The sequence below is a fragment of the Comamonas testosteroni genome (assembly GCF_030505195.1).
GTDB classification, from domain to species: Bacteria; Pseudomonadota; Gammaproteobacteria; order Burkholderiales; family Burkholderiaceae_C; genus Comamonas; species Comamonas testosteroni_G.
Window position 1 is genome coordinate 2,264,100 of record NZ_CP129672.1, and the last position, 21,859, is coordinate 2,285,958.

General features: G+C 63.8%; 17 protein-coding genes. 12 read left to right on the forward strand and 5 right to left on the reverse strand.

What is annotated here, in order from left to right; genetic code table 11:
- The first annotated feature begins 90 nt into the window (after window positions 1-90).
- From QYQ99_RS10355 to QYQ99_RS10370, 4 genes are all read left to right on the forward strand, one after another.
- Complete coding sequence (locus QYQ99_RS10355) at window positions 91-2,619, forward strand: transglycosylase domain-containing protein (RefSeq protein WP_302092552.1); 2,529 nt, start codon at window positions 91-93, stop codon at window positions 2,617-2,619.
- 160 nt (window positions 2,620-2,779) lie between these two features.
- Window positions 2,780-4,270, forward strand: a complete 1,491-nt coding sequence (gene putP, locus QYQ99_RS10360) for a sodium/proline symporter PutP (protein ID WP_437439077.1) — start codon at window positions 2,780-2,782, stop codon at window positions 4,268-4,270.
- Between the two features lie 213 nt (window positions 4,271-4,483).
- Window positions 4,484-4,903: a ribonuclease domain-containing protein gene (locus tag QYQ99_RS10365; RefSeq protein ID WP_003066953.1), complete on the forward strand. Its 420-nt coding sequence runs from the start codon at window positions 4,484-4,486 to the stop codon at window positions 4,901-4,903.
- Window positions 4,904-5,045: 142 nt separating this feature from the next.
- Entirely contained in the window at window positions 5,046-5,471 is a 426-nt protein-coding gene (locus QYQ99_RS10370) for a barstar family protein (RefSeq protein ID WP_302092554.1), read from the forward strand.
- 73 nt (window positions 5,472-5,544) lie between these two features.
- Here the strand turns inward: QYQ99_RS10370 and QYQ99_RS10375 are convergent, their stop codons facing one another.
- Window positions 5,545-6,237, reverse strand: coding sequence for a TerC family protein (locus QYQ99_RS10375; protein ID WP_302092555.1), 693 nt, complete (start codon window positions 6,235-6,237; stop codon window positions 5,545-5,547).
- Window positions 6,238-6,499: 262 nt separating this feature from the next.
- Between QYQ99_RS10375 and QYQ99_RS10380 the strand changes: the two genes are divergently transcribed.
- Genes QYQ99_RS10380 through QYQ99_RS10390 form a run of 3 tightly spaced genes read left to right on the forward strand, consistent with a single transcriptional unit; the run spans window position 6,500 to window position 10,348 of the window.
- On the forward strand, window positions 6,500-7,192 hold the full coding sequence (locus QYQ99_RS10380) for a LuxR C-terminal-related transcriptional regulator (protein ID WP_034347946.1): 693 nt from the start codon (window positions 6,500-6,502) through the stop codon (window positions 7,190-7,192).
- A 48-nt stretch (window positions 7,193-7,240) separates the two neighbouring features.
- On the forward strand, window positions 7,241-9,133 hold the full coding sequence (locus QYQ99_RS10385) for a sensor histidine kinase (protein WP_302092556.1): 1,893 nt from the start codon (window positions 7,241-7,243) through the stop codon (window positions 9,131-9,133).
- Between the two features lie 18 nt (window positions 9,134-9,151).
- Window positions 9,152-10,348, forward strand: a complete 1,197-nt coding sequence (locus QYQ99_RS10390; RefSeq protein WP_302092557.1) for a transcriptional regulator — start codon at window positions 9,152-9,154, stop codon at window positions 10,346-10,348.
- A gap of 2 nt (window positions 10,349-10,350) precedes the next feature.
- Here QYQ99_RS10390 and mnmA read toward each other — a convergent pair whose 3' ends face one another.
- Window positions 10,351-11,472 (reverse strand): tRNA 2-thiouridine(34) synthase MnmA, encoded by a 1,122-nt coding sequence (gene mnmA / locus QYQ99_RS10395; RefSeq protein ID WP_302092558.1) that lies wholly within the window; start codon window positions 11,470-11,472, stop codon window positions 10,351-10,353.
- A gap of 53 nt (window positions 11,473-11,525) precedes the next feature.
- On the opposite strand from mnmA, the gene QYQ99_RS10400 reads away from it, so the two are divergent.
- The 5 genes from QYQ99_RS10400 to QYQ99_RS10420 all read left to right on the forward strand — a co-directional run bounded on the left by QYQ99_RS10400 (window position 11,526) and on the right by QYQ99_RS10420 (window position 18,169).
- Complete coding sequence (locus QYQ99_RS10400; RefSeq protein ID WP_302092559.1) at window positions 11,526-12,464, forward strand: LysR family transcriptional regulator; 939 nt, start codon at window positions 11,526-11,528, stop codon at window positions 12,462-12,464.
- Between the two features lie 306 nt (window positions 12,465-12,770).
- Complete coding sequence (locus QYQ99_RS10405; protein ID WP_302092560.1) at window positions 12,771-14,156, forward strand: GntP family permease; 1,386 nt, start codon at window positions 12,771-12,773, stop codon at window positions 14,154-14,156.
- Window positions 14,157-14,433: 277 nt separating this feature from the next.
- Window positions 14,434-15,885 carry an FAD-dependent tricarballylate dehydrogenase TcuA gene (gene tcuA / locus QYQ99_RS10410; protein ID WP_302092561.1) on the forward strand — a complete coding sequence of 484 codons (1,452 nt, stop codon included), beginning with the start codon at window positions 14,434-14,436 and terminating at the stop codon, window positions 15,883-15,885.
- Window positions 15,886-17,094, forward strand: coding sequence for a tricarballylate utilization 4Fe-4S protein TcuB (tcuB, locus tag QYQ99_RS10415; RefSeq protein WP_302092562.1), 1,209 nt, complete (start codon window positions 15,886-15,888; stop codon window positions 17,092-17,094).
- 91 nt (window positions 17,095-17,185) lie between these two features.
- Complete coding sequence (locus tag QYQ99_RS10420) at window positions 17,186-18,169, forward strand: Bug family tripartite tricarboxylate transporter substrate binding protein (RefSeq protein WP_302092563.1); 984 nt, start codon at window positions 17,186-17,188, stop codon at window positions 18,167-18,169.
- A gap of 94 nt (window positions 18,170-18,263) precedes the next feature.
- Here the strand turns inward: QYQ99_RS10420 and QYQ99_RS10425 are convergent, their stop codons facing one another.
- From QYQ99_RS10425 to QYQ99_RS10435, 3 genes are all read right to left on the reverse strand, one after another.
- Window positions 18,264-18,749, reverse strand: a complete 486-nt coding sequence (locus QYQ99_RS10425; RefSeq protein WP_302092564.1) for a carboxymuconolactone decarboxylase family protein — start codon at window positions 18,747-18,749, stop codon at window positions 18,264-18,266.
- A gap of 242 nt (window positions 18,750-18,991) precedes the next feature.
- Window positions 18,992-19,915, reverse strand: coding sequence for an RNA polymerase sigma-70 factor (locus QYQ99_RS10430; RefSeq protein ID WP_302092565.1), 924 nt, complete (start codon window positions 19,913-19,915; stop codon window positions 18,992-18,994).
- A 203-nt stretch (window positions 19,916-20,118) separates the two neighbouring features.
- On the reverse strand, window positions 20,119-21,735 hold the full coding sequence (locus QYQ99_RS10435) for a gamma-glutamyltransferase family protein (protein WP_302092566.1): 1,617 nt from the start codon (window positions 21,733-21,735) through the stop codon (window positions 20,119-20,121).
- Window positions 21,736-21,859: the final 124 nt, after the last annotated feature.

Below are 21,859 nucleotides of genomic sequence, written 5' to 3' on the forward strand. Positions count from 1 at the left end.
CGATCCCCGCAAGCAGAGCGCCTGTTTTTTGGGCATTCTTCGCAGTCTTGCCTTCTTGCGGCCCTTGGCGGGCTGCCTTGCAACGTGCGTTTGTCCTTGAACGAATTGAAAGAAAAATGGGTGGCTCAGGCCACGGCTGCGTGGACGCGCGCTCGTGCCAGCACTGCCGGCCAGCGCATTGCGGCCCTGCCCTGGTGGCGTCGCTGGCCGACGCGGCGTGAATGGCTGTGGTTTGCCGCGGCCTTGCCGGCACTGTTTGTCGTCTATGTGCTGCTGCTGATTCCATTCACGCCCAGCATCAGCGACATCCGCAAGGCCAAGCTCGAGCAGCCTGCGCAGATCCTGAGTGCTGACGGCAAGCTGATCGGCGAGTTCAAGCGCAGCAACCGCCAGTGGGTGCCGCTGGAGCAGATTGCGCCTGCCGTGGTCAAGGCCCTCGTGGCCACCGAAGACCACCGCTTCTACGAGCACCATGGCATGGACTTGACGCGCACCGTGGGTTCGGCCATCCATACGCTGGGCGGCAATCCCCAGGGCGGCTCCACCATCACCCAGCAGCTGGCGCGCAATCTCTATCCCACGGAAATCGGCCGCGCCCGCAATGTGAACCGCAAGCTCAAGGAGGCGATCACGGCCTTCAAGATCGAGGCGCTCTACACCAAGGACGAGATTCTCGAAACCTATCTGAACACCGTGCCCTTTCTCTACAACGCCTATGGCATAGAGATGGCGGCGCGCACCTATTTCGACAAGCCGGCGGCCAAGCTCACGGTGCTGGAAAGCGCCACGCTGGTGGGCATGCTCAAGGGCAATGCCTATTACAACCCGGTGATCAACCCCGACCGCGCCATTGCCCGGCGCAACACCGTGCTGAGCCAGATGGTCAAGCGCGGCGAGCTCAAGGACGAAGAGTTCGAGCGCCTCAAGAAACGCCCCATGCGTCTGGACTTCGAGCGCCAGGAGGAGCCCACGGGCATGGCGCCGCATTTTTCCCAGCAACTGCGCAAATGGCTGATCGCCTGGGCTGACAAGAACGACTACAACATCTATACGGACGGCCTGATCGTGCGCACCACGCTGGACTCGCGCCTGCAGAACTGGGCGCAGCAGGCAGTGAACCGCCAGATGCAAACGCTGCAGGGCATTGCCAACAGCAACTGGAGCCACCGCGACGGCTGGAGCGCCGACAACGCCCTGGTGCTGCAGCTGGTGCGCGAGACGGAGGCCTTTCGCAAGCTCGCCAGAAGTGGCAAGCCTTCCGATATCAGCGAAGAAGAAGCGCTCAAGAAGCTGCTGGCCGACAAGGCCTTCATGAGGCAGCTGCGCGAGGACAAGACCCGCGTGCAGGCCGGCTTTCTGGCCATAGACCCGCGCACCTCGGCCGTACTGGCCTGGGTGGGCAGCCGCGACTATGCCCAGGATGCGTTTGACCATGTGGCGCAGGCGCGTCGCCAGCCCGGATCGACCTTCAAGCCCTTTGTGTATGGCGCGGCCCTGCAACAAGGTGCCAAGCCAAGCGACACGCGCAAGGATGAGGAAGTGGAGATCAAGCTGCCCGGCGGCGAGGTCTGGCGTCCCAGCGATGCCGTGGCCCCCACGGGCATGCCCATCACGCTGACCGATGCGCTGGCCTATTCCAAGAACACCATCACCGCCGAGCTGGGCCAGGAAGTGGGCATGGACCGCGTCATCAAGCTGGCCCGCGGTCTGGGCGTGCGCCAGAGCCCGCTGGAGCCCGTGCCTTCGCTGGCGCTGGGCTCCAGCCCCGTCACGCTGCTGGAGATGGTCAACGCCTACGGCAGCATTGCCAACTCGGGCCGCTATATTCCGCCCCAGCTGGTCACCCGTATCGAGAATGCCGACGGCGAGCTGCTGGCCGAATTCATCCCGCCCAAGCCCGATCAGGTCTGGGACGAGGAAGAGAACTACGGTCTGCTGGAGATGATGCGCGCCGTGATCGACAAGGGCACGGGCCGCGCCATTCGCAAGCAATACGGCATTCGAGCCGATGTGGCCGGCAAGACCGGCACCACCCAGGGCAATGCCGACGGCTGGTTCATCCTCATGCACCCGCAGATCGTGGCCGGTGCCTGGGCCGGCTTCAACGATGCGCGCATCACGCTCAGGAGCGACCAGTGGGGCCAGGGTTCACGCAGCGCCCTGCCCATGGTGGGCGACTTCATGTCGCGCGCCATGCGCAGCCCGCTGCTCAATGCAAAGGCCCGGTTCACCGAGCCCAACACCAGCCACTGGTGGAGCGATATGGTGGGCCGCCTGCGCGACAAGCTTCAGGAATGGAGCGGGCCCGCAGCTGAGGGCAGCGATCCCGATCGCACAACGCCGGCAGCTCCCGCTCATACAGCACCCAACAGGAGCAATGGCAGCGAGGTCGACATCATGGAGAGCACGCCCGCAGCGCCGCCTTCGGCCATGGGCCAACCCGCGCCAGCCGACAGCAGCGTCCAGCCACCCGATCTGGATAGCAGCCCTGGACTGGCTCCCGGCGAGATGGTGCCTGGGCCTGCACCAAGCAAAGCCCCCGCGCCCTCAAGCTGGAGCGATATAGGCACACCGCTGCCGCCAGCGGCACCACTGAATGCGCCGCAGGACAGCCAGTAGCGCAGTTTTCAGCCACATGCCCCACTGGGCTGTCGAATAACTGGTCCAATTGCGCACCGACACCCGCCAGCAGGTCTCCCACCAGGAGGCCGCTGGCGGATTTGTTTTCGCCGGGCATGAAACCCACATGCCGATAGCGCTGCGCCGACCCGGAGCCGACATGACCGCCAATACGCCAACCATCGTCACCTTTGCCATCTACCTGCTGGGCATGCTGCTCATAGGCTGGGCGGGGTACAAAGCCACGTCCAACCTGTCCGACTACATTCTGGGCGGGCGCAGTCTGGGCTCGGTGGTCACGGCCCTGTCGGCCGGGGCATCAGACATGAGCGGCTGGCTGCTCATGGGCCTGCCCGGGGCGGTGTTTGCCACCGGCCTGTCGGCCTCGTGGATTGCCATCGGCCTATGCGTGGGTGCCTGGCTCAACTGGCGCTATGTCGCGGCACGCCTGCGCGTCTATACCGAGAAGGTGGGCAATGCGCTGACATTGCCCGATTACTTCACCAACCGCTTCGAGGATGGCAGCAGCCTGCTGCGCATCGTCACGGCACTGGTGATCCTGGTGTTCTTCACCGTCTACTGCGCCTCCGGCGTGGTCGCTGGTGCCCGTCTGTTCGAGTCCATGTTCGGCATGGACTACCAGACCGCGCTATGGGTGGGTGCCGTGGCCACCATGGCCTATGTGTTCATCGGCGGCTTTCTGGCCGTGAGCTGGACCGACACGATTCAGGCCTCGCTGATGATCACCGCGCTGGTCATGGCGCCCCTGATGGTGATCTATGCCGACGGCGGCGTGGGTGCCAGCGCGGCCATCATCGAAACCGCCCGCAGCGGCGCCTTCGACATGTTCAAGGGCCAGGGCTCGATTGCCATCATCTCTTTGCTGGCCTGGGGCCTGGGCTACTTCGGCCAGCCTCACATTCTGGTGCGCTTCATGGCCGCCGAGTCGATCAAGACCATTCCCAACGCGCGCCGCATCGGCATGACCTGGATGGTGCTGTGCCTGGGCGGCGCCGTGGCCGTGGGCTTCTTCGGCATTGCCTTCTTTGCCAGCCGCCCCGATCTTGCGACAAACGTCAACGGCAACCATGAACTCGTGTTCCTGGAAGTCGCAAAGCTGCTGTTCAACCCCTGGATCAGCGGCGTGCTGCTGGCTGCCGTGCTGGCGGCCGTGATGAGTACTCTGTCCTGCCAGTTGCTGGTCTGCTCCAGCGCCCTCACGCAAGATATCTACAAGACCTTTCTGCACAGGAGCGCCAGCCAGAAGCAGCTGGTCTGGTTCGGCCGCACCATGGTGTTTGCCATTGCCGTGATCGCCATCCTGATTGCCCAGGACCCCAAGGCCAAGGTGCTGGGCATGGTCAGCAATGCCTGGGCCGGTTTTGGTGCCGCCTTCGGCCCGCTGGTGCTGATCTCGCTGCTGTGGGGCCGCATGACGCGCAACGGTGCGCTGGCCGGCATGGTCGTGGGCGCGGTCACGGTTCTGGTCTGGCAGCACTACCAGTGGTTCAAGCTCTATGAAATCGTTCCCGGGTTTACGTTCTCCGCTATCGCAATCATAGTGATAAGCCTACTGGACAAAGCGCCTTCGGCCACGATCACGGCCAAGCACCGCGAGGTGGAGGCGGAAATCGCTGCCCACGGCGAATAAGCAGCTTGGGCTGCTGCGCCAAGGCCCTGCCCGGCCATGCCGGCAGGGCTTTTTTTGTGGCCGAGACAGCCGGCACGAGGATGCCCAGGGAGCCCAGCCAGCCGCCCCGGCAACTGCACAAAAAATAGGCGCAACTTGCATTTTCGAGGCCTATCCGTCACACTTACGGGTCGAAATTTCAGGCATTACCTGAGATTCTGAAAGGTTTAGTGAATGCTCAAGGCCGCTGCAGCCAAGGTATATCAGACGGGTTTAGCGTTGATGCTGGGTGCCGCTTTTGCGCTGGCATCCCCTGCGGCTTTGGCGCGAAAAGCGCCCGAAGTCGGTGCCACCGTTCCCGGCTTTGAGACCGTGAGCCTGGCCGAACTGCCCCGCGAAGGCCGCACCACCTATGGTCGTATCCTCCAAGGCGGTCCGTTCTCCAGCGACAAGGATGGCACAGTATTTGGCAACCGCGAGCGCATACTTCCGCGCCAGGCCAGAGGCTACTACCGTGAATACACGGTGCGCACGCCGGGTGCGAAAAACCGGGGTGCGCGGCGCATCGTCTGCGGCGGCTTGCAGCCCCAGGTGCCCGATGCCTGCTTCTACACAGGCGACCACTACAACAGCTTTCAGCAGATCGTTCAATGACATTCAACGACGCTCTGCAGGCCCGCCATACAGCGGCTCTTGTCCTCTTAATTTCCGCAGCGGCGGTTTGCGCAGATAGCCTACAGCGCTGTCAGTACCGCCTCTGCCACCAGTTTTGATGTTTTTAGAAAGAATCACGGAGATGGACACGCCACTTCGTAAGCCCTCGGAAACACCGTTGCGCAATGTTCGCCCGAACATCGTGCAATCCATTCGTGCCTTCCGCATACCTGATCTTCAGGCAGCAGCAGAGGCGCTGGGCTCCCATTTCCTCTATGCCAATCTGGCCCATGCCCAGACCAAGGCCGATGTTTTCGAGCTGCTGTCCACCCAGTTCTACCTGCCGGCACACTTTGGCAAGAACTGGGATGCGCTGTATGACTGCATGACCGACCCGATCAACAAATCCGGCCCGCAACCCGGTTTTGTGGTGGTGCTCGACCAGATCCCGACCACTCCCAAGTTCGACAAGGAAGTGCGCGAGCAGTTGCTGGACGTGTTCCGCGATACTGCGGACTTCTGGGCAGAGCGCAAGATTGCCTTCCGCTGCTTCTACTCATTCCTATAGGTCGGCTGCTGCGGCGCACGCCACACAAAATGCCCGCCTTGAATGCGGGCATTTTTGCTTTCAGAACAAAGGCTCAGACAGTGCGGCCCTGACTGGCAGCCTTGAGCTGCATCCACTTGCCCATTGCAATCACCAGTACGGCGCCGCAGGCAGCCGCTGCGTAATGCGCCCATGGATTGAGCTGCACAAGATCTTCGAGCACATGGTCGCTGGTGATGGTTTCGCCGGCCACCCAGCCAATCAGTGCCGCGCCCAGAGTGACGATGACCGGAAAACGCTCCATCAGCTTGATCATCAGCGTGGAGCCAAAGATGACCAGCGGAATGCTGATGGCCAGCCCCAGAATCAGCAGCAGCATATCGCCACCCGCTGCCGCAGCCACGGCAATCACATTGTCCAGACTCATGACCAGATCGGCGAGCAAAATGGTGCGAACGGCAGCCATCATGCCCTGTCTGACCACACTGCCGGAACTCTCTTCTTCATCCTCTGCCTTGAGCAGGCCCACGCCAATCCACAGCAGCAGCAGGCCACCGATCACCTCGACGAATGGCAGCTGCATCAGCTTGGCAGCCACCACCGTCAGGGCAATACGCAACACCACGGCGGCACCGGAGCCGAGCAGCACCGCTTTTTTCTGCTGCTCCGGCGGCAGGCCACGTGCGGCCAGAGCAATGACCACCGCGTTGTCACCCGAGAGAATGATGTTGATCCAGACGATCTTGAACAAGCCGATCCAGAAATCGGCACCGAACATGGCATCCATGGAAAATATTCCTGAGTTCTCTGTCCGTTGCACCTTGAACGGACAGACGCCCGGCATTGCAAAGCCAGGCGTGATCAATGCAGGGAAGTTTAGCCAACTGCCTCTTGGAGCCGCTGTCGGCGTATTGCTTCTGACGTCATGGGAATTGCATCCGCTTTGGGACAGACGCCCCAGACCCCTCAAATTACCAGTTTTCAGTGATAGCCAAGCGACTTGATCTCGGTAACAGTGGGACACGAAAACCAGCGGCACCTCACACAATATGGCAGAGACTTTTTCCCTCCCTACAGAGTCCATTCTCCCCAGCCCGTTGATCGTGGTGGAGGATGAGCCGTTGATCCGCAATCGGCTGGAAAGCATTTTGCATGGCCTCGGATATGCGGATGATGCTCTCATCTTTGCTGCAACCCTGGGGCAGGCACGTGCCCGGCTGGCGGAGCATCCGGTCGCCATGGCACTGGTGGATCTGGGCTTGCCCGACGGCAGCGGTATAGAGCTGATCAGCCAATTGCGCGCCGCCGACCCCGGCATGGGCATTCTGGTCATCTCCGCCTGGAGCACCGAGGACGCCATTCTGTCGGCGCTGCGTGCCGGGGCCAACGGCTATGTGCTCAAGGAGCGCGACGACCTGGAAGTCACCCTGTCCATACGCAGCGTGCTGCGTGGTGGCGCCCCCATCGACCCTTTCATTGCACGGCGCATCATTGCCGAGTTGCAGCCTTCCCAGCCCACGGAAGCGCACAAGGAGATGCCGCCTGAAGCCATACTCAGCGCCCGCGAAATCCAGATCCTCAAGCTGGTCGCAGACGGCATGACCAACCGGGAGATCGCAGAGTCGCTCTTTCTGTCGCGCTACACCGTGGAATGCCATGTGAAAAACATTTACCGCAAGCTGGCCGTGCCTTCGCGCACCAAGGCGGTCAGCGAGGCCCGGGCACGCGGTTTGCTGAGCTGAATGTTCAAGCGGCCGACTCTCCTGCTCCGCCTGATATTTGCGCTCGTCATGGGCTTGAGTTGCGGCGTGGCCTGGGCGCAGGAGCTCAGGCCTCAGGACCTGCTCTGTGAACCGCGCATTGTGGCCCGCCAATCGGCCAAGGCACTGCCGGAGGGGCCTCCGCCCGATGCGGCCTTGCTGCAATGGGTGGATGTGCCGGGGCTGGATGACTGGAGTCAGCGCTGGCCCGGCTATGACGGTGCCGCCTGGTACCGCATCGATTGGGAGAGCCCCTGCGGGCGCGAACAGCCCGTGGCGCTGGCCGTCGTCAATATCGTGATGGCGGGCGAGGTGTTCGTGAATTCAGAACTGATCTGGCGCGATCAATCGCTGGTGGAGCCGCTGAGTCGCAGCTGGAATATGCCGCGCTACTGGCTGCTGCCCAAGGCGCTGCTCAAGGAACAGGGCAACAGCATCTGGGTGCGCGTCCACGGACTCAGCAGCCAGACGCCAGGCCTGGGGAGGCTGCACATAGGCCATCCGTCCGAGCTCAGGCAATGGACGGCACAGGCCACCTGGAGCCTACGCACCATTTATATGGCCTGCATCACGGTCAGCCTGGTGCTATGTCTGCTGTTTTCGTTTGCCTGGCTCCACAACCGCAATCAAAAACTCTATGGCTGGTACGCACTCAATCTGATGTGCTGGGCACTGATGCTCTGCTTTATGGTCATGACCGATCCCTGGCCCTTCAGCAGCACGCCGGCCTTTGCCAAGGGAAATCTGCTGGTTTTCATTGCCTTTACCTACACTTTCTGCATTTTTACGCTGCGCTTTGCGGAACTACGCCTCATGCGCCTGGAGCTTACGCTCGCCTGCATATGCAGCCTCTGCGCTGTATTTGCACTGTCTGTGCCCGATGCACAGATAGCGCTGAGCCAGGCCGTCTGGCTGCTGATGTTCTGTCTTTGCGCTTTAGTCTGCCTGCTGTTTCCACTGCGCGCGCTGCAGACACGCACGCCAGCCCACATCGTTTTCAGCCTCTGCTTCGTGCTCTACCTGGCCATCGGCGTGCACGACCTGCTGCTGCTGACCAAGACCCTGGATCACAATCTGACGCTGACTCCCTACACCACCTTGCTGAGCATGCTGGTGATCGCGTGGTTGCTGGGGCGACAGATCGTGTGGAATATGCGCCGCATCGAGCACTTCAACCACGAACTCAGCCTCACCGTCACACAGGCTTGCGACGACCTGAGCCAGACCCTGGAGAGGGAACACCATCTGGCTCTGAGCCACTCCCGCCTGCAGGAACGTCTGCGCATTTCCCAGGATCTGCACGACGGTCTGGGCGGCTCCCTGGTGCGCTCCATTGCCCTGGTCGAGCAGAGCAGCGCCCCTTTGCCCAATGCCCAGGTGTTGTCCATGCTCAAGCTCATGCGTGATGACCTGCGTCAGATGATTGATACCGGCACCAGCACCGCCATCCAGGTTCCCGAGACACCCATGCAGTGGCTTGCTCCGCTGCGCCACCGCTTTGCACGGCTGTTCGAGGAGCTGGACATTCAGGTGAAGTGGTGTCTGCCCGAATACTGGACTCACGCGCCCAGCCCCATTCAGTGCCTGACGCTGACCCGCGTGCTGGAAGAGGCATTGACCAATGTCATCAAGCACAGCCGTGCCAGCCAAGTCCAGGTTCGGCTGGAGATTCCCGAGTCCAGGGAGTTGCAGCTGCAGATCGAGGACAACGGCACAGGCTTTGATTTGGATAGCACACAGATCAACAGCATGGGCGTGGGCATGCGCAGCATGCTGGCGCGACTGGAGCGCCTGCAAGGCACTCTGGTCATACAGTCCCGCCCCGGCTGTACCGAGCTGCGGGCCAGCCTGCCGCTGTTCGGCAAGGTGCAACGCCACACCGAAGTACAGAGCTCCGTGCCGTCTCCCCAGAGCATCTGGTAACTGCGCTAAGCTTTCTGCATGCCCCTGCTTATCGACGGAACACCGCATGAAGACGGCGTCTTCACCCTTGAGCTGACGCCTGACGCGCCGCACAGACTCAAAACCAGCCCCGGTCAGGGCAGCCTGACCCTTGGCCCCAGAAAGCTGTTGAAAACAGCGGACCTGTGGCTGCCTGTCGACGCCTGCGTGCTCTGGTCCTGCTTTGACCCCTTTGCCACGCCCGCTGGCTCGCCCTGGCCGCGCAGCTTCTACTACACGGGCAATGACAGCGGCTTCTTCACATGGGCGCAGCTGCGCCCTATCGAAAACTTCAGCTGGCACCCGCAGTTGCAGCAGGATGTGCATATCGACGCCAGCCAGTCACAGATTCGCGATCTGAGCATTCATCTGCAAGCGGGCAATCAGGGCCACATCCACCTGAAACTGCCGCAGCAGGGCATGCGCCTTCATCTGCAGGGCAATCTGGAGCAAATCACCGTCACCGCAGGCCTGCCTGAAAGCCTGAGTTTGAGCCCGGCCACCAGCAAGAACCCGGCCGACGATGCCTTCCAGCTGCCTGACATGGGCAGCCTGAAACAGGTCGGCACGCTGGAGCTGCGCAACGGTGCGGGCAAACAAGCTGTTTCGCTGCAAAATCTGTTGCAGTTCTCGAAGCTGGGCTCGCTGTCCCTGTGGGGGAATCACAGCGATCTGGACCAGCTTTCATCATGTACGCAGCTCAAGGCGCTATCACTGCGTTTTATGCGCCATCTGTCAGGACTGCCTGCGCTGCACACCTGGCCGGAGCTGGACTTCTTCATCGCCTACAACGTGGAAGAGGCCGCTGGCAAACGCCTGCGCCAGCAACTCAAGGACCGTGCCAAGGCACGGCCCTGGGCTGACTACACATCCGTCAGCCAGTTGCGCAAGCCTGAATGGTGGGCCAAAGAATATGGGCGGCCATTTGCGGGATGGCCCGCGGCCCGTGCCAGGATTGCGCATGCGGCTTACGACCTGGCCGAGCAAGAAATCGGCACAGCCAGCAGCCTTGGTCATGTGCAAGCTGCACTGACGGCCTTTGCCACCCGCTTCAACACGGTCAAGGGCATTGAAACCAGCGAACGTGAAGACCTGGGGCTGGCCGTGCAGCAACTGGCACAACTGCCTGCGGCGCTGTCACTGAAGCTGACGGATGAGCAGGCCCAGCAGTGGTTTGATGAAAACCGCGATTACTAGGATTACGCAGGGTCGACCTGCGCAATGATGCCACCGCCCAGGCAGACATCGCCGTCATAGAGCACGGCGGACTGCCCCGGCGTGACCGCCCATTGCGCTTCGGGAAAGTCCAGACGGAAGCCGGCATCCGTGGCCTGGGAAATCAGCGCGGGCGAATCGGGCTGACGGTAGCGAGTCTTGGAGCCGTAGGCCTTGCCCTCGGCCGGGGCATGGCCGGCCACCCAGCTGATCTGGTCGGCCACCAAGGCATGCGACAGCAGCAGCGGATGGTCATGGCCCTGCACCACGCGCAGAATGTTCTTGTCCATTTCCTTGCGCGCTACAAACCAGGGCGCATGGTCGCCAGCACCACGGGCGGCACCCTTTTCCTTGACGCCGCCAATGCCCAGACCCGAGCGCTGTCCCAGCGTGTAGAAGGACAGGCCCACATGCTTGCCCAGCTTGCGGTTGCGGTCGTCCAGGATGAGACCCGGCTCCTTGCTGATGTAGCGGTTCAGAAAGTCGCGGAACGGGCGCTCGCCGATGAAACAGATGCCCGTCGAGTCCTTCTTCCTGGCGTTGGGCAGGCCGATCTCTTCGGCAATGCGGCGCACCTCGGTCTTGTGCAGCTCACCCACGGGGAACATGGCCTTGGACAGCTGGGCCTGGTTCAGGCGGTGCAGGAAATAGCTCTGGTCCTTGCTGTTATCCAGGCCCTTGAGCAGCTCGAACAGCTCGGTGGAGGGGTTCTGGCGCACACGTGCATAGTGGCCGGTGGCTATCTTTTCTGCTCCCAGGCGCATGGCGTGGTCCAGAAAGGCCTTGAACTTGATCTCCGCATTGCACAGCACGTCCGGGTTGGGCGTGCGACCAGCCTGGTACTCGCGCAGGAACTCGGCAAACACGCGGTCCTTGTAGTCTGCGGCAAAGTTCACATGCTCGATCTCGATGCCGATCACGTCGGCCACGGCCGCCGCATCGACAAAGTCGATATTCGACGAGCAGTACTCGCTGTCGTCGTCATCTTCCCAGTTCTTCATGAAGATGCCGACGACCTCGTGGCCCTGCTTTTTGAGAAGATAGGCGGTGACAGCGGAATCCACACCGCCAGACAAACCCACCACGACACGCTGCTTGTTGCTCATAGGTATGCGATTATCCCAGCGCCCGTCAACTGCTGCGAGCGTGAGGATTTGCCATGGAACTGCGCCAGCTGCGCTACTTTGTACGAATTGTTGAGCTGGGCTCCATGAGCCGGGCAGCGCTGGATCTGGACATGGTGCAGTCGGCGCTGAGCCAGCAGATCAGCCGCCTGGAGTCCGAACTCTCGACACGGCTGCTGCAGCGCACACCGCGCGGCGTGATTCCTACCGAGGCCGGCCAGGCCTTTTTCCACCAGGCCCAGCTGACCCTGCGCCATGCCCAGCAGGCCATTCACGCGGCCCAGCAAGCGCGGCTGTCGGGTGCCGTCAGCATGGGTCTGTCGCCCACGATTGCCAATGTGCTGGGCCTGCCGCTGATGCGCGCCATGCGCGAGCGCTACCCCGATGTGAGGCTGCACATGGTGTCCGCCCTCTCGGGGCATCTGACAAGTCTTCTCAACGCCAGACAGCTGGATCTGGCTATCCTTTTCGATACGCAGAGCGCCCGGCGCTGGAGCGTGATGCCGCTGCTGGAAGAGCAGCTGTTTCTGATCCAGTCACGCCAGCAACCGGTGGCACCGCAGATTCAGCATGAAGTGCCCATCAGCCTGGAGCAGCTGCAGCAAGTGCCTCTGATCCTGCCCTCGGGCAGCCACGGCCTGCGCAGCTCCATCATGGCCTCGTTCACCAGCGCCGGTTTCCAGTCGCAGATGGCCATGGAGATCGACTCGCTGACCCTGCTGATGGAAGCAGTCGATGCCGGCATGGGCGCCACAGTACAGCCCTGGTCGGCCGTGGGCATGTACCGGGATGCGGCCGAGCGTTTTCAGTGGTCACAGATCGCCGATGACTCGGTGCGGCGCAAGGCCGCGCTGTGCAGCCTGTCGGATGACGAGCTCTCGCCCGCCGCCCTGGCGGCACGCGTTGTCTTGACGGACTGCGCCAGGCAGCTGGTGCGCTCAGGAGTGTGGCGGGGAGCATCGCTGACGGATTGAGCCCCCGTCTTCCGGGCAGAGGATGAAAGCGCCGGCCGTCCATGGGCGACGCCGGGAAATCAAGGCTCAGGCCTTACGTAATTTCCACAGCAACTTTGTTGCCATGTGAAGCTCATACCTAGTGGCAAACCTAGATCTTCATTACAACATTGCTGTTGCGCCCCCTGGGCCGCATCTCGACATCCAACTTGCATCACGCCGGCGGCGCCAGCCTACAGCGGGTGTGAGTGCGTTTTTTTATGAGCCTTGGCTCGTGCTGGATGTGAAGTGCGCTTCAGGACAGCCAGCCAAAACCAAGGCTCATTCATGACATCTCTCGATATTCAGTTGCTGCTGACCGCCCTGGCCAGCGTGCTGGTGCTGGTCGCCTTGATCGTGTCGCGCATCAAGCTGCACCCGCTGCTGGCCCTGCTCATCGTCTCGGTCGGCGTCGGCTTTGCCACCGGCATGGATCCGGAAACCATCGTCAAGCAGCTGACCAACGGTGCGGGCAAAACACTGGGAGCCGTAGGGGTCGTGATCGCGCTGGGAGCCATGCTGGGCAAGATCCTGGCCGATGCCGGCATCACCGAGCAGATCGCCGAAGCCATTCTCAGGCACTCCTCCGATCGCATGATCCCCTGGGCCATGACCCTGGTGGCCTTCATCGTCGGCATCCCGATGTTCTTCGAAGTCGGCCTGGTGGTCATGCTGCCGCTGATCTTCAGCGTGGCGCGCAAGCTGGAAGGTCAGGCCCGCTTCAAGGGCTCGGCCTATGTCTACGTCGGCGTGCCCGTGATCTCGGCACTGGCGGCCATGCACGGCATGGTTCCGCCCCACCCCGGCCCCCTGACTGCCATCGCCACCCTCAAGACCACGGTCGGCCCGACCATGCTGTACGGCTTTCTGGCCGCCATTCCGGCCATGGTGCTCGGCGGCCCGCTCTATGGCGCGTTCATCGCCCCGCGCATGAGCACCAAGCCCGACCAGGCCTTGCTGGACCAGTTCACCATCACCGAAAAAGCCACTGCCGGCTCGCAGCCCAGCATCGCCCTGGGCGTGCTGGCAGCCCTGCTGCCCGCCATTCTGATGCTGATCCATGCCGTCGCCGAAATGCTGCTGCCCAAGGACGCGGCAGCCATGCATGTGGCCAGCTTTCTGGGCAATCCCCTGATCGCCATGCTGCTGGGCGTGCTGTTCGCCATCGTGGCCCTGGTCATGGCGCGCGGCGGCGACACCGAAAAGCTGCGCGACGCGCTGGGCAAGAGTCTCAAGCCGATTGCCTCCATCATCATGATCATTGCCGGCGGCGGCGCCTTCCAGCAGATGCTGACCAGTGCCAAGGTCGGTGATGCCATCGTCCATCTGACCCAGCAATTCGCCTTCCCGCCGCTGATCCTGGGCTGGCTGATCGCCATGCTGCTGTCCGTCTCCACCGGCTCGGCCACCGTGGGCATCGTGGGCGCTGCCGGTCTGCTGGCGCCGCTGGCAGGGGCCGACCCCAGCCTGAACCTGCCCCTGCTGGCCCTGTCCATCGGCTGCGGCTCGCTGTTCTTCAACTATGCCAACCACGCCGGCTTCTGGATGGTCAAGGAGTCCTTCGGCATGACCATGGGCGAAGCCACCAAGACCATCTCGGTCGTGCAGTCCATCGTGGCCGTGGTGGGCCTGGTCATGGTGCTGCTCTTCAACGCGCTCATCACCGTGCATTGAGACCAGCCGTCATGGCCACCAGGGCTGCAGCGCGCGGCCCTGGTGCCTGCCGCCGTGGCGCATGGCGACATGCGTGCGGCCTTCCGCCTGCGGCATAACCAATCCATCACGATTGGTGATACCCCCATCCCCTCGACCCGCTGCACGGGTGAGGCGGTGCTCACTACAGTGGCGTTCAACCCCAATCTGACCCTGTCAACCGCGCTCCGGCGCGGGGATGGCAGAGGACATCCACCCACGTTGAACCGCTGCAGGCATCGCCCCGTGGCAGCCCATCATGAAAACTGAAGCCTTTGACACCGATGTACTCGTCATCGGTGGTGGCAATGCCGCCCTGTGCGCCGCACTGATGGCGCGCGAAGCCGGCAGCCGCGTGCTGCTGCTTGAATCCGCTCCGCGCGCCTGGCGCGGCGGCAACTCCGGCCACACCCGCAATCTGCGCTGCATGCACGACGCCCCCCAGGACGTGCTGGTCGAGGCATATCCCGAAGAAGAATACTGGCAGGACCTGCTCAAGGTCACGGGCGGCATCACCAACGAGCATCTGGCGCGCATGGTGATCCGCGCCTCCTCGACCTGCCGCAACTGGATGCGCAGGCATGGCGTGCACTTTCAGCCACCGCTGTCGGGCGCGCTGCATGTGGCGCGCACCAATGCCTTCTTCATGGGCGGCGGCAAGGCGCTGGTGAATGCCTATTTCCGCAGCGCTGAAAAGCTGGGCGTGGAAATCCGCTACGAGTCGCCCGTGGACAAGCTCGAAATCGAGAACGGCCGGTTCCAGGCTGCCTGGGTCAAAACCAAGGACGGAAGCCAGCGCATCACAGCCAAAAGCTGCGTGCTGGCGGCCGGCGGTTTCGAGTCCAACCGCGAATGGCTGCGCGAGGCCTGGGGTCAGAACGAGCGCGGCGAATGGCCGGCCGACAACTTCATCATCCGCGGCACGGCCTTCAACCAGGGCGTGCTGCTCAAGCACATGCTGCAAGAGCAGCAGGCCGACGGCCTGGGCGATCCCACGCAGGCGCATATGGTGGCCATCGATGCCCGCGCCCCGCTGTACGACGGCGGCATCTGCACGCGCATCGACTGCGTCTCGCTGGGCGTGGTGGTGAACCGCGATGCCCAGCGCTTTTATGACGAGGGCGAGGACTTCTGGCCCAAGCGCTATGCGATCTGGGGCCGTCTGGTGGCCCAGCAGCCCGGCCAGACGGCCTACTCCATCATCGACAGCAAGGCCATAGGCCGCTTCATGCCGCCGGTGTTCCCTGGCGTGAAGGCCGACTCCCTGCCCGAGCTGGCGCAGAAGCTGGGTCTGGACGTGGACACCTTCATGGCCACGCTCGATGCCTACAACCGCAGCTGCAAGGTCGGGCACTTCGACCATACCGCGCTGGACGACTGCCACACCGAAGGCCTGGCTCCGGCCAAGACGCACTGGGCGCGCCCGCTCGATACCGGCCCTTACTACGGCTACGCACTGCGCCCCGGCGTGACCTTCACCTACCTGGGCCTGAAGGTGGACGACACGGCCGCCGTGCGCTTCAACGACCAACCCAGCCAGAACCTGTTTGTGGCCGGAGAAATGATGGCCGGCAATGTGCTGGGCAAGGGCTACACCGCCGGTGTGGGCATGTCGATCGGCACGGCCTTTGGCCGCATTGCCGGACGCAATGCTGCGCTGGCTGCCGCTGGCAAAGCCGCTATCCGTGGCGCAGTTCAAGACGAGGTCTAAATGAGCATCCAATCCCTGCAAGAACTGGGCAAGGAAGCCCAGACCCTGGCCACCGGCAAGGTCATCCCCATCATTCCTGCACCGACGGAAACCACTGCCGAAGACGAAGTTGCGCGCGTGATGCAGATCTGCAATGCCTGCCGCTACTGCGAAGGTTTTTGCGCCGTGTTCCCGGCCATGACGCGCCGTCTGGAGTTCGGCAAGGCCGATGTGCATTACCTGGCCAATCTCTGCCACAACTGCGGCGCCTGCCTGCATGCCTGCCAGTACGCTCCGCCGCACGAATTCGGCATCAACATCCCCAAGGCCATGGCCGAGGTGCGCGGCCAGACCTATGCCGACTATGCCTGGCCGCCCGCCATGGGCAAGCTCTACCAGAAGAACGGCCTGACCCTGTCCCTGGCACTGGTCGCCGGCCTCTTCCTGTTTTTGGCGCTGGCCGTCGCGGCGCAAGGCGGCATTGGCCAGCTGTGGAGCAGCAATCTGGGCAACAACTTCTACAACCTGTTCCCGCACAATCTGCTGGTCGGCATCTTCGCACCCGTGTTTCTGTTCGTGGTGTTCGCGCTGTTCATGGGCGTGCGCCGCTTCTGGAAGGATGTGAAGCCTGCCACCAGCCATGTGGATGTCAGCGGCCCGGCCGCTGCCGAAGCCGCGCACGACGTGCTGCGCCTGAAATACCTGGACGGCGGCCATGGCGACGGCTGCCACAACGAGGACGACGCGTACACGCTCAAGCGCCGCCGCTTCCACCACCTGACCTTCTACGGCTTCATGCTGTGCTTTGCGGCCACGGGCCTGGCCACGGTCTATCACTATGTCTTCGATCTGCCCGCGCCTTACGAGCTGCCCAGCCTGCCCAAGATTCTGGGCGCACTGGGCGGCGTGAGCCTGATGATCGGCACGGCCGGCCTCTGGATGCTGAACCGCGCCCGCCATCCGCTGCATGGCGACGCCAAGCAAAAGCCCATGGACCTCGGCTTCATCGCCCTGCTGTTCCTGGTGGCCGCCAGCGGTCTTGCGCTATGGCTGGGCCGCACCACGCCGGCGCTGGCTCTGCTGCTGTGCCTGCACCTGGGCGCCGTGATCGCTCTGTTTGCCACCCTGCCCTACGGCAAGTTTGCCCACGGCGTGTTCCGTACGGCTGCGCTGCTGCGCCACAACACCGAAAAGCGCGAGCCCAGCCCCATCGGCCTGGGTGCTGATTGAGCAAAGCCCCATGACAGGCACGCCCGCCGTGCCTGCTTTCAAAAAAATCAGCCGGGATACCGGCATTCCTTTCCGACCAAGGAGACATCCCATGATGAACAAACGCCATTTCCTGCGTGCCACGGCCGTGGCCGCCTGCCTGCTGAGCCTGGGCTCGGCGGCGCAGGCCGCCCCCGACTGGCTGCCCAACAAGCCCGTGACCCTGGTCGTGGGCTTTGCCGCTGGTGGAGCCGCTGATGCGGCGGCGCGCATGATTGCCAAGAAGCTGGGCGAGAACATCGGCCAGACCGTGGTGGTGGACAACAAGGGCGGCGCGGGCGGCAATATCGCCCACCAGTTCGTGGCCAAGGCCCCTGCCGACGGCTCGGTGCTGCTGTTCGGCTCCATCGGACCGCTGACGATTGCGCCCCACATCATGAAGGTGGGCTACAACCCCTTCAGCGATCTGGCGCCCATCTCGGGCGGCGTGAACTTCCCCAATGTGCTGGTGGTGCACAAGGGCGCGGGTGTGAAGACCCTGGCCGAGTTCGTGGCCAAGGCCAAGAAGAGCCCCGGCAGCGTGGACTATGCATCCACCGGCGCAGGCTCGGCCTCCCACCTGGCGGGCGAGCTGTTCAACCAGCGCGCCGGTGTGGAGATGGTGCATGTGCCCTACAAGGGCGGCGCACCGGCCCTGCAGGACCTGCTGGGCGAGCGCGTCACTTCCTACTTCGCCGCGCCCCCGACGGCCCTGCCGCACATCGAGACCGGCAAGCTGATTCCGCTGGCCACCACGGGCCTGACGCGCCCCGCCTACATGCCCAATATCCCCACCGTGGCCGAAGCGGGCTTCCCCGGCTTCGAGGCGCTGAACTGGTATGCCTTCGTCGCTCCCGGCAAGACCCCCACGCCTGTGCTGGACCGCTGGAACCTGGAGATCGTCAAGGTGCTCAAGGACCCCGGCGTGGCCGAGGCGCTCAAGGTCCACGGCCTGACACCCCAGCCCACGACCCGCACCGAGTTCGCAGCCTTCATGAAGAAGGAATACGAGCAATGGGGCAAGGTGGTCAAGGAACGCAAGATCACCCAGAACTGAGAGCACGACCCCGCTCGCGCCGATGCATAAGGCATGAGTTGGACGCAATCCAGGTCAAGGCGGCGAGCAAGGGCCTCGCCGGCCGCGCAGCGGCTCAGGCGGCGATAGGTTTTTTCTCCACCGGCGCCGCAAAGCCCACGCACAGACGGTTCCAGACATTGATGCAGCCGATGGCGTAGCTGAGCTCCACGATTTCACGCTCGCTGAAGTAGGGGCGCAGGGCCTCGAAGTCCTGCTGTCCGGGATGGGCCTGGCTCAGCTGGGTGCAGCGCTCGGCCCAGTTCAGCGCGGCGCGCTCGCGCATCTCGAACAAATCCACCTCGCGCCAGACCACCACGCTGTTGATGCGCTGCAGGTCCTCGCCGCGCGACAACAGCTCGCGCACATGCATGTCCACGCAGAAGGCGCAGCCGTTGATCTGCGAGACGCGCAGATAGACCAGCTCCAGCAGTTGCACACCGAGGCTGGAGCGCGCGATCTGGGCGTTGAGGCCGGCCTGCGCCTTGTAGAGCTCGGGGGCCAGCGCACGGAAGTCCAGGCGCGGCGTGGGGATGGCGATAGGGTTGGCGATGTCGGCCATGTGAATACTCCTTGAGGGACATTGCAGGCCCGCCCCTGTGGCCGGCCCATACCTCTTAGACGCGGCAGCAGCGCGGTTTGTGACAAGTGCTGCCATCCATCGCCGGTCTATCAATAAACATAGCTTCTAGCGCTTATCGAAAAACAAACTCAGCAATAAAACTATCTAAGTCTGTTGATTGAATTGCGCTAGCAGCTATTGTTTTATTCGCCTTCTTCACATTCACCGACAGCCGTCGCCCATCAGGCCGCTGGCACCAGCACGCGGGTCAGCTTGTCTGGATTGCGCAGCGTGTAGATGCGCCGGATCAGTCCGTCCTCGACCAGCAACGTCTGCACCGACTCCACCTGGCCGTCCACGCAGCGCACCAGCCCCGGCAGGCCGTTGACCCGCGCCAGATGCAGGGTCTGCTCCTGGCCGTCGCGGCGCAGACGCCGAGCCGTGGCGAAATACAGCAGCGCCAGACGGCGCCCGGTCTCCAGCACGCGGCCAAAGGATGCCACCTTGCCGCCGCCGTCGCTGATCAGCGCGGCGTCGGGCGCGAAGAGCGCCTGGATCTGCGCCAGATCGCCGCCCCGCGCAGCCTGGGCAAAGCGGCGCAGCAGCTCGGCATGGGCCTGTGCCGGCGCCTCGAAGCGCGGCCGTCCCGCCTTCACATGGGCTCGCGCGCGGTGCACCAGCTGGCGACAGGCGGCCTCGCTGCGGCCCAGCGCCTGGGCCACTTCGGCATAGTCGGCATCGAAGACCTCACGCAGCAAAAAGGCCGCGCGCTCCTCGGGCGTCAGCTGCTCCAGCACGAACAGCAGCGCCGTGGAGACATCGTGTGCCTGCTCCAGTAGCTCCTCGGCCGAGGGAGCGGCCTCGGTCCAGGGCTGGACCAGCGGCTCGGGCAGCCAGAAACCCGCATAGTGCTCGCGCTCCACACGCAGGCGCCGCAGCCGGTCTATGGCCAGCCGCGTGGCCGTGGTCACCAGCCAGGCCTCGGGCTGGACAATGGCGGCGCGCTCGCTGTCCTGCCAGCGCAGCCAGACATCCTGCACCAGATCCTCAGCCTCGGCCCGCTGGCCCAGCATGCGATAGGCCAGCCCGAACAGGCGCGGGCGATGGCGCTCGAAATCCTGCAGTCCCGCATCGGCGGACGGCGCAGCGTGGGAAGTGGGGCTCACGTGATGTCTCCTGCAAATAGGCTTGGGGCCAGCCACCCAGTGTGACAGGCACCAAGCCTTAGACGCAGAACGCACCGCTTTTGTGACAACGCGCCAAGCTTAAAACCGGCGCGCCCCAAGCCAGAGACACCGAGGAAGGGCCGCCCCGCACCGAAGGTGTCGTCCCCCTCCGGGGGAAGCGGCGCAGCCGCTCAGGGGGGACCTCAATACCCCACCGCGCACCCATCCTTGCGCGGATCGGAACCCGCAATGTAGTGCTCGCCGTCACGCAGCACCAGCTGGGCGCCGCCAAAGGCGAACACGCCGTGGCCGGCCTCGACGCTGACCTCATGGCCGCGTGCGCGCAGCTGTTCAACCACGGCGGTATCGAAGGACGGTTCCACGGCCACGCCCTTGCCGCCGGTCACGCGCCAGCGCGGTGCATCGGCCGCAGCCTGCGGGTTCTGGCCGTAGCGCAGCACGCGCAGGGCCATCTGCAGATGGCCCTGGCTCTGCATGGGTCCGCCCATGACGCCGAACGCCATTTGCGGCGTGCCATCGGCATGCATGGCAAAGGCCGGAATGATGGTGTGCGAGGGACGCTTGCGCGGGCCGACCTGGTTGGCATGACCGGCCTCGGTGGTAAAGCCGTGGCCGCGGTTCTGCAGGCTGATGCCCGTGCCCGGCACAACCACGCCCGAGCCAAAGCCCATGTAGTTGGACTGGATGAAGGAGACCATCATGCCGCTGGCATCGGCCGCCGCCAGGTAGACCGTGCCGCCGGGCCGGGGCGCGCCGCAGCCCGGGGCACCGGCCCGCTTCGGGTCTATGAGACGGGCGCGTTCACGCAGGTAGTCGCGCTCCAGCAGCTGGGCGGGGGTGACACGCATATGCTCCAGGTCGGCGTTGTACTGGTGCAGGTCGGCAAAGGCCAGCTTCATGGCCTCGATCTGCAGGTGCACGCTGTCCACGCCGTCCAGCGGCTGCGCGCCGATCGCATCACCACCCACACCCAGCTCATCGAGCATGCCCAGCGCCATCAGCGCGGCAATGCCCTGACCGTTGGGCGGAATCTCGTGGATCACCGAATCGCCGAACTTCTGCGACACCGTTCCCACCCAGTCGGCCTGGTGCGCGGCCAGGTCTTGCTCGCTCATCACGCCGCCGCAGGCCCGCGCATGCTCGACCATCTTCCTGGCCAGCGCGCCACGGTAAAAGGACTCGCCCAGGGTCTCGGCGATCTCCTCCAGCGTGCGCGCATGAGCTTCGCTCCTGAACACTTCTCCGGCCCGGGGAGCGCGGCCACCAGGCAGAAAGCACTCAGCAAAGCCGGGCTGGTCGCCCAGCTTTTGGCCGCCCAGCTCCCACAGCGTGGCAATCGTGGGCGAGACCGCGAAACCGTGGCGCGCATAGGCTATGGCGGGCTGGGCCACCTGCGCGAAGGGCAGCTTGCCGAAGCGCTTGGACAGCGCCACCCAGGCCGACACTGCACCGGGCACGGTCACGGCATTCCAGCCCTTCTCGGGTATGCCGCCGAGGCGGGCAAAGTAGTCGGGCGTCCAGCCCGCAGGCGAGCGGCCCGAGGCGTTGAGGCCATGCAGCTCCTTGCCGTCCCAGACGATGGCAAAGCCGTCGCTGCCAATGCCGCAGCCCGTGGGCTCGACCACCGTGAGCGTCATCGCTGCGGCCAGCGCCGCATCCACGGCGTTGCCGCCGGCCAGCAGCATGGACAGGCCGGCCTGCGCGGCCAGCGGCTGCGAAGTGCTGACCACATTGCGCCCCAGCACCGGCGAGCGGTGTGAGGCATAGGGAAGCGTCCAGTCCTTGACAAGGTTGGTCATATATCTAAGTCCGATCAGTGATTCATGGGCGCCGCGCATAAGGCTGGCACCTCCAACGGCGCACGCTGAGCAAGGGCCGCCCTGCAGCGAGGGCCTGCTCCCCCTCTGAGGGGGAAGGCGCGGG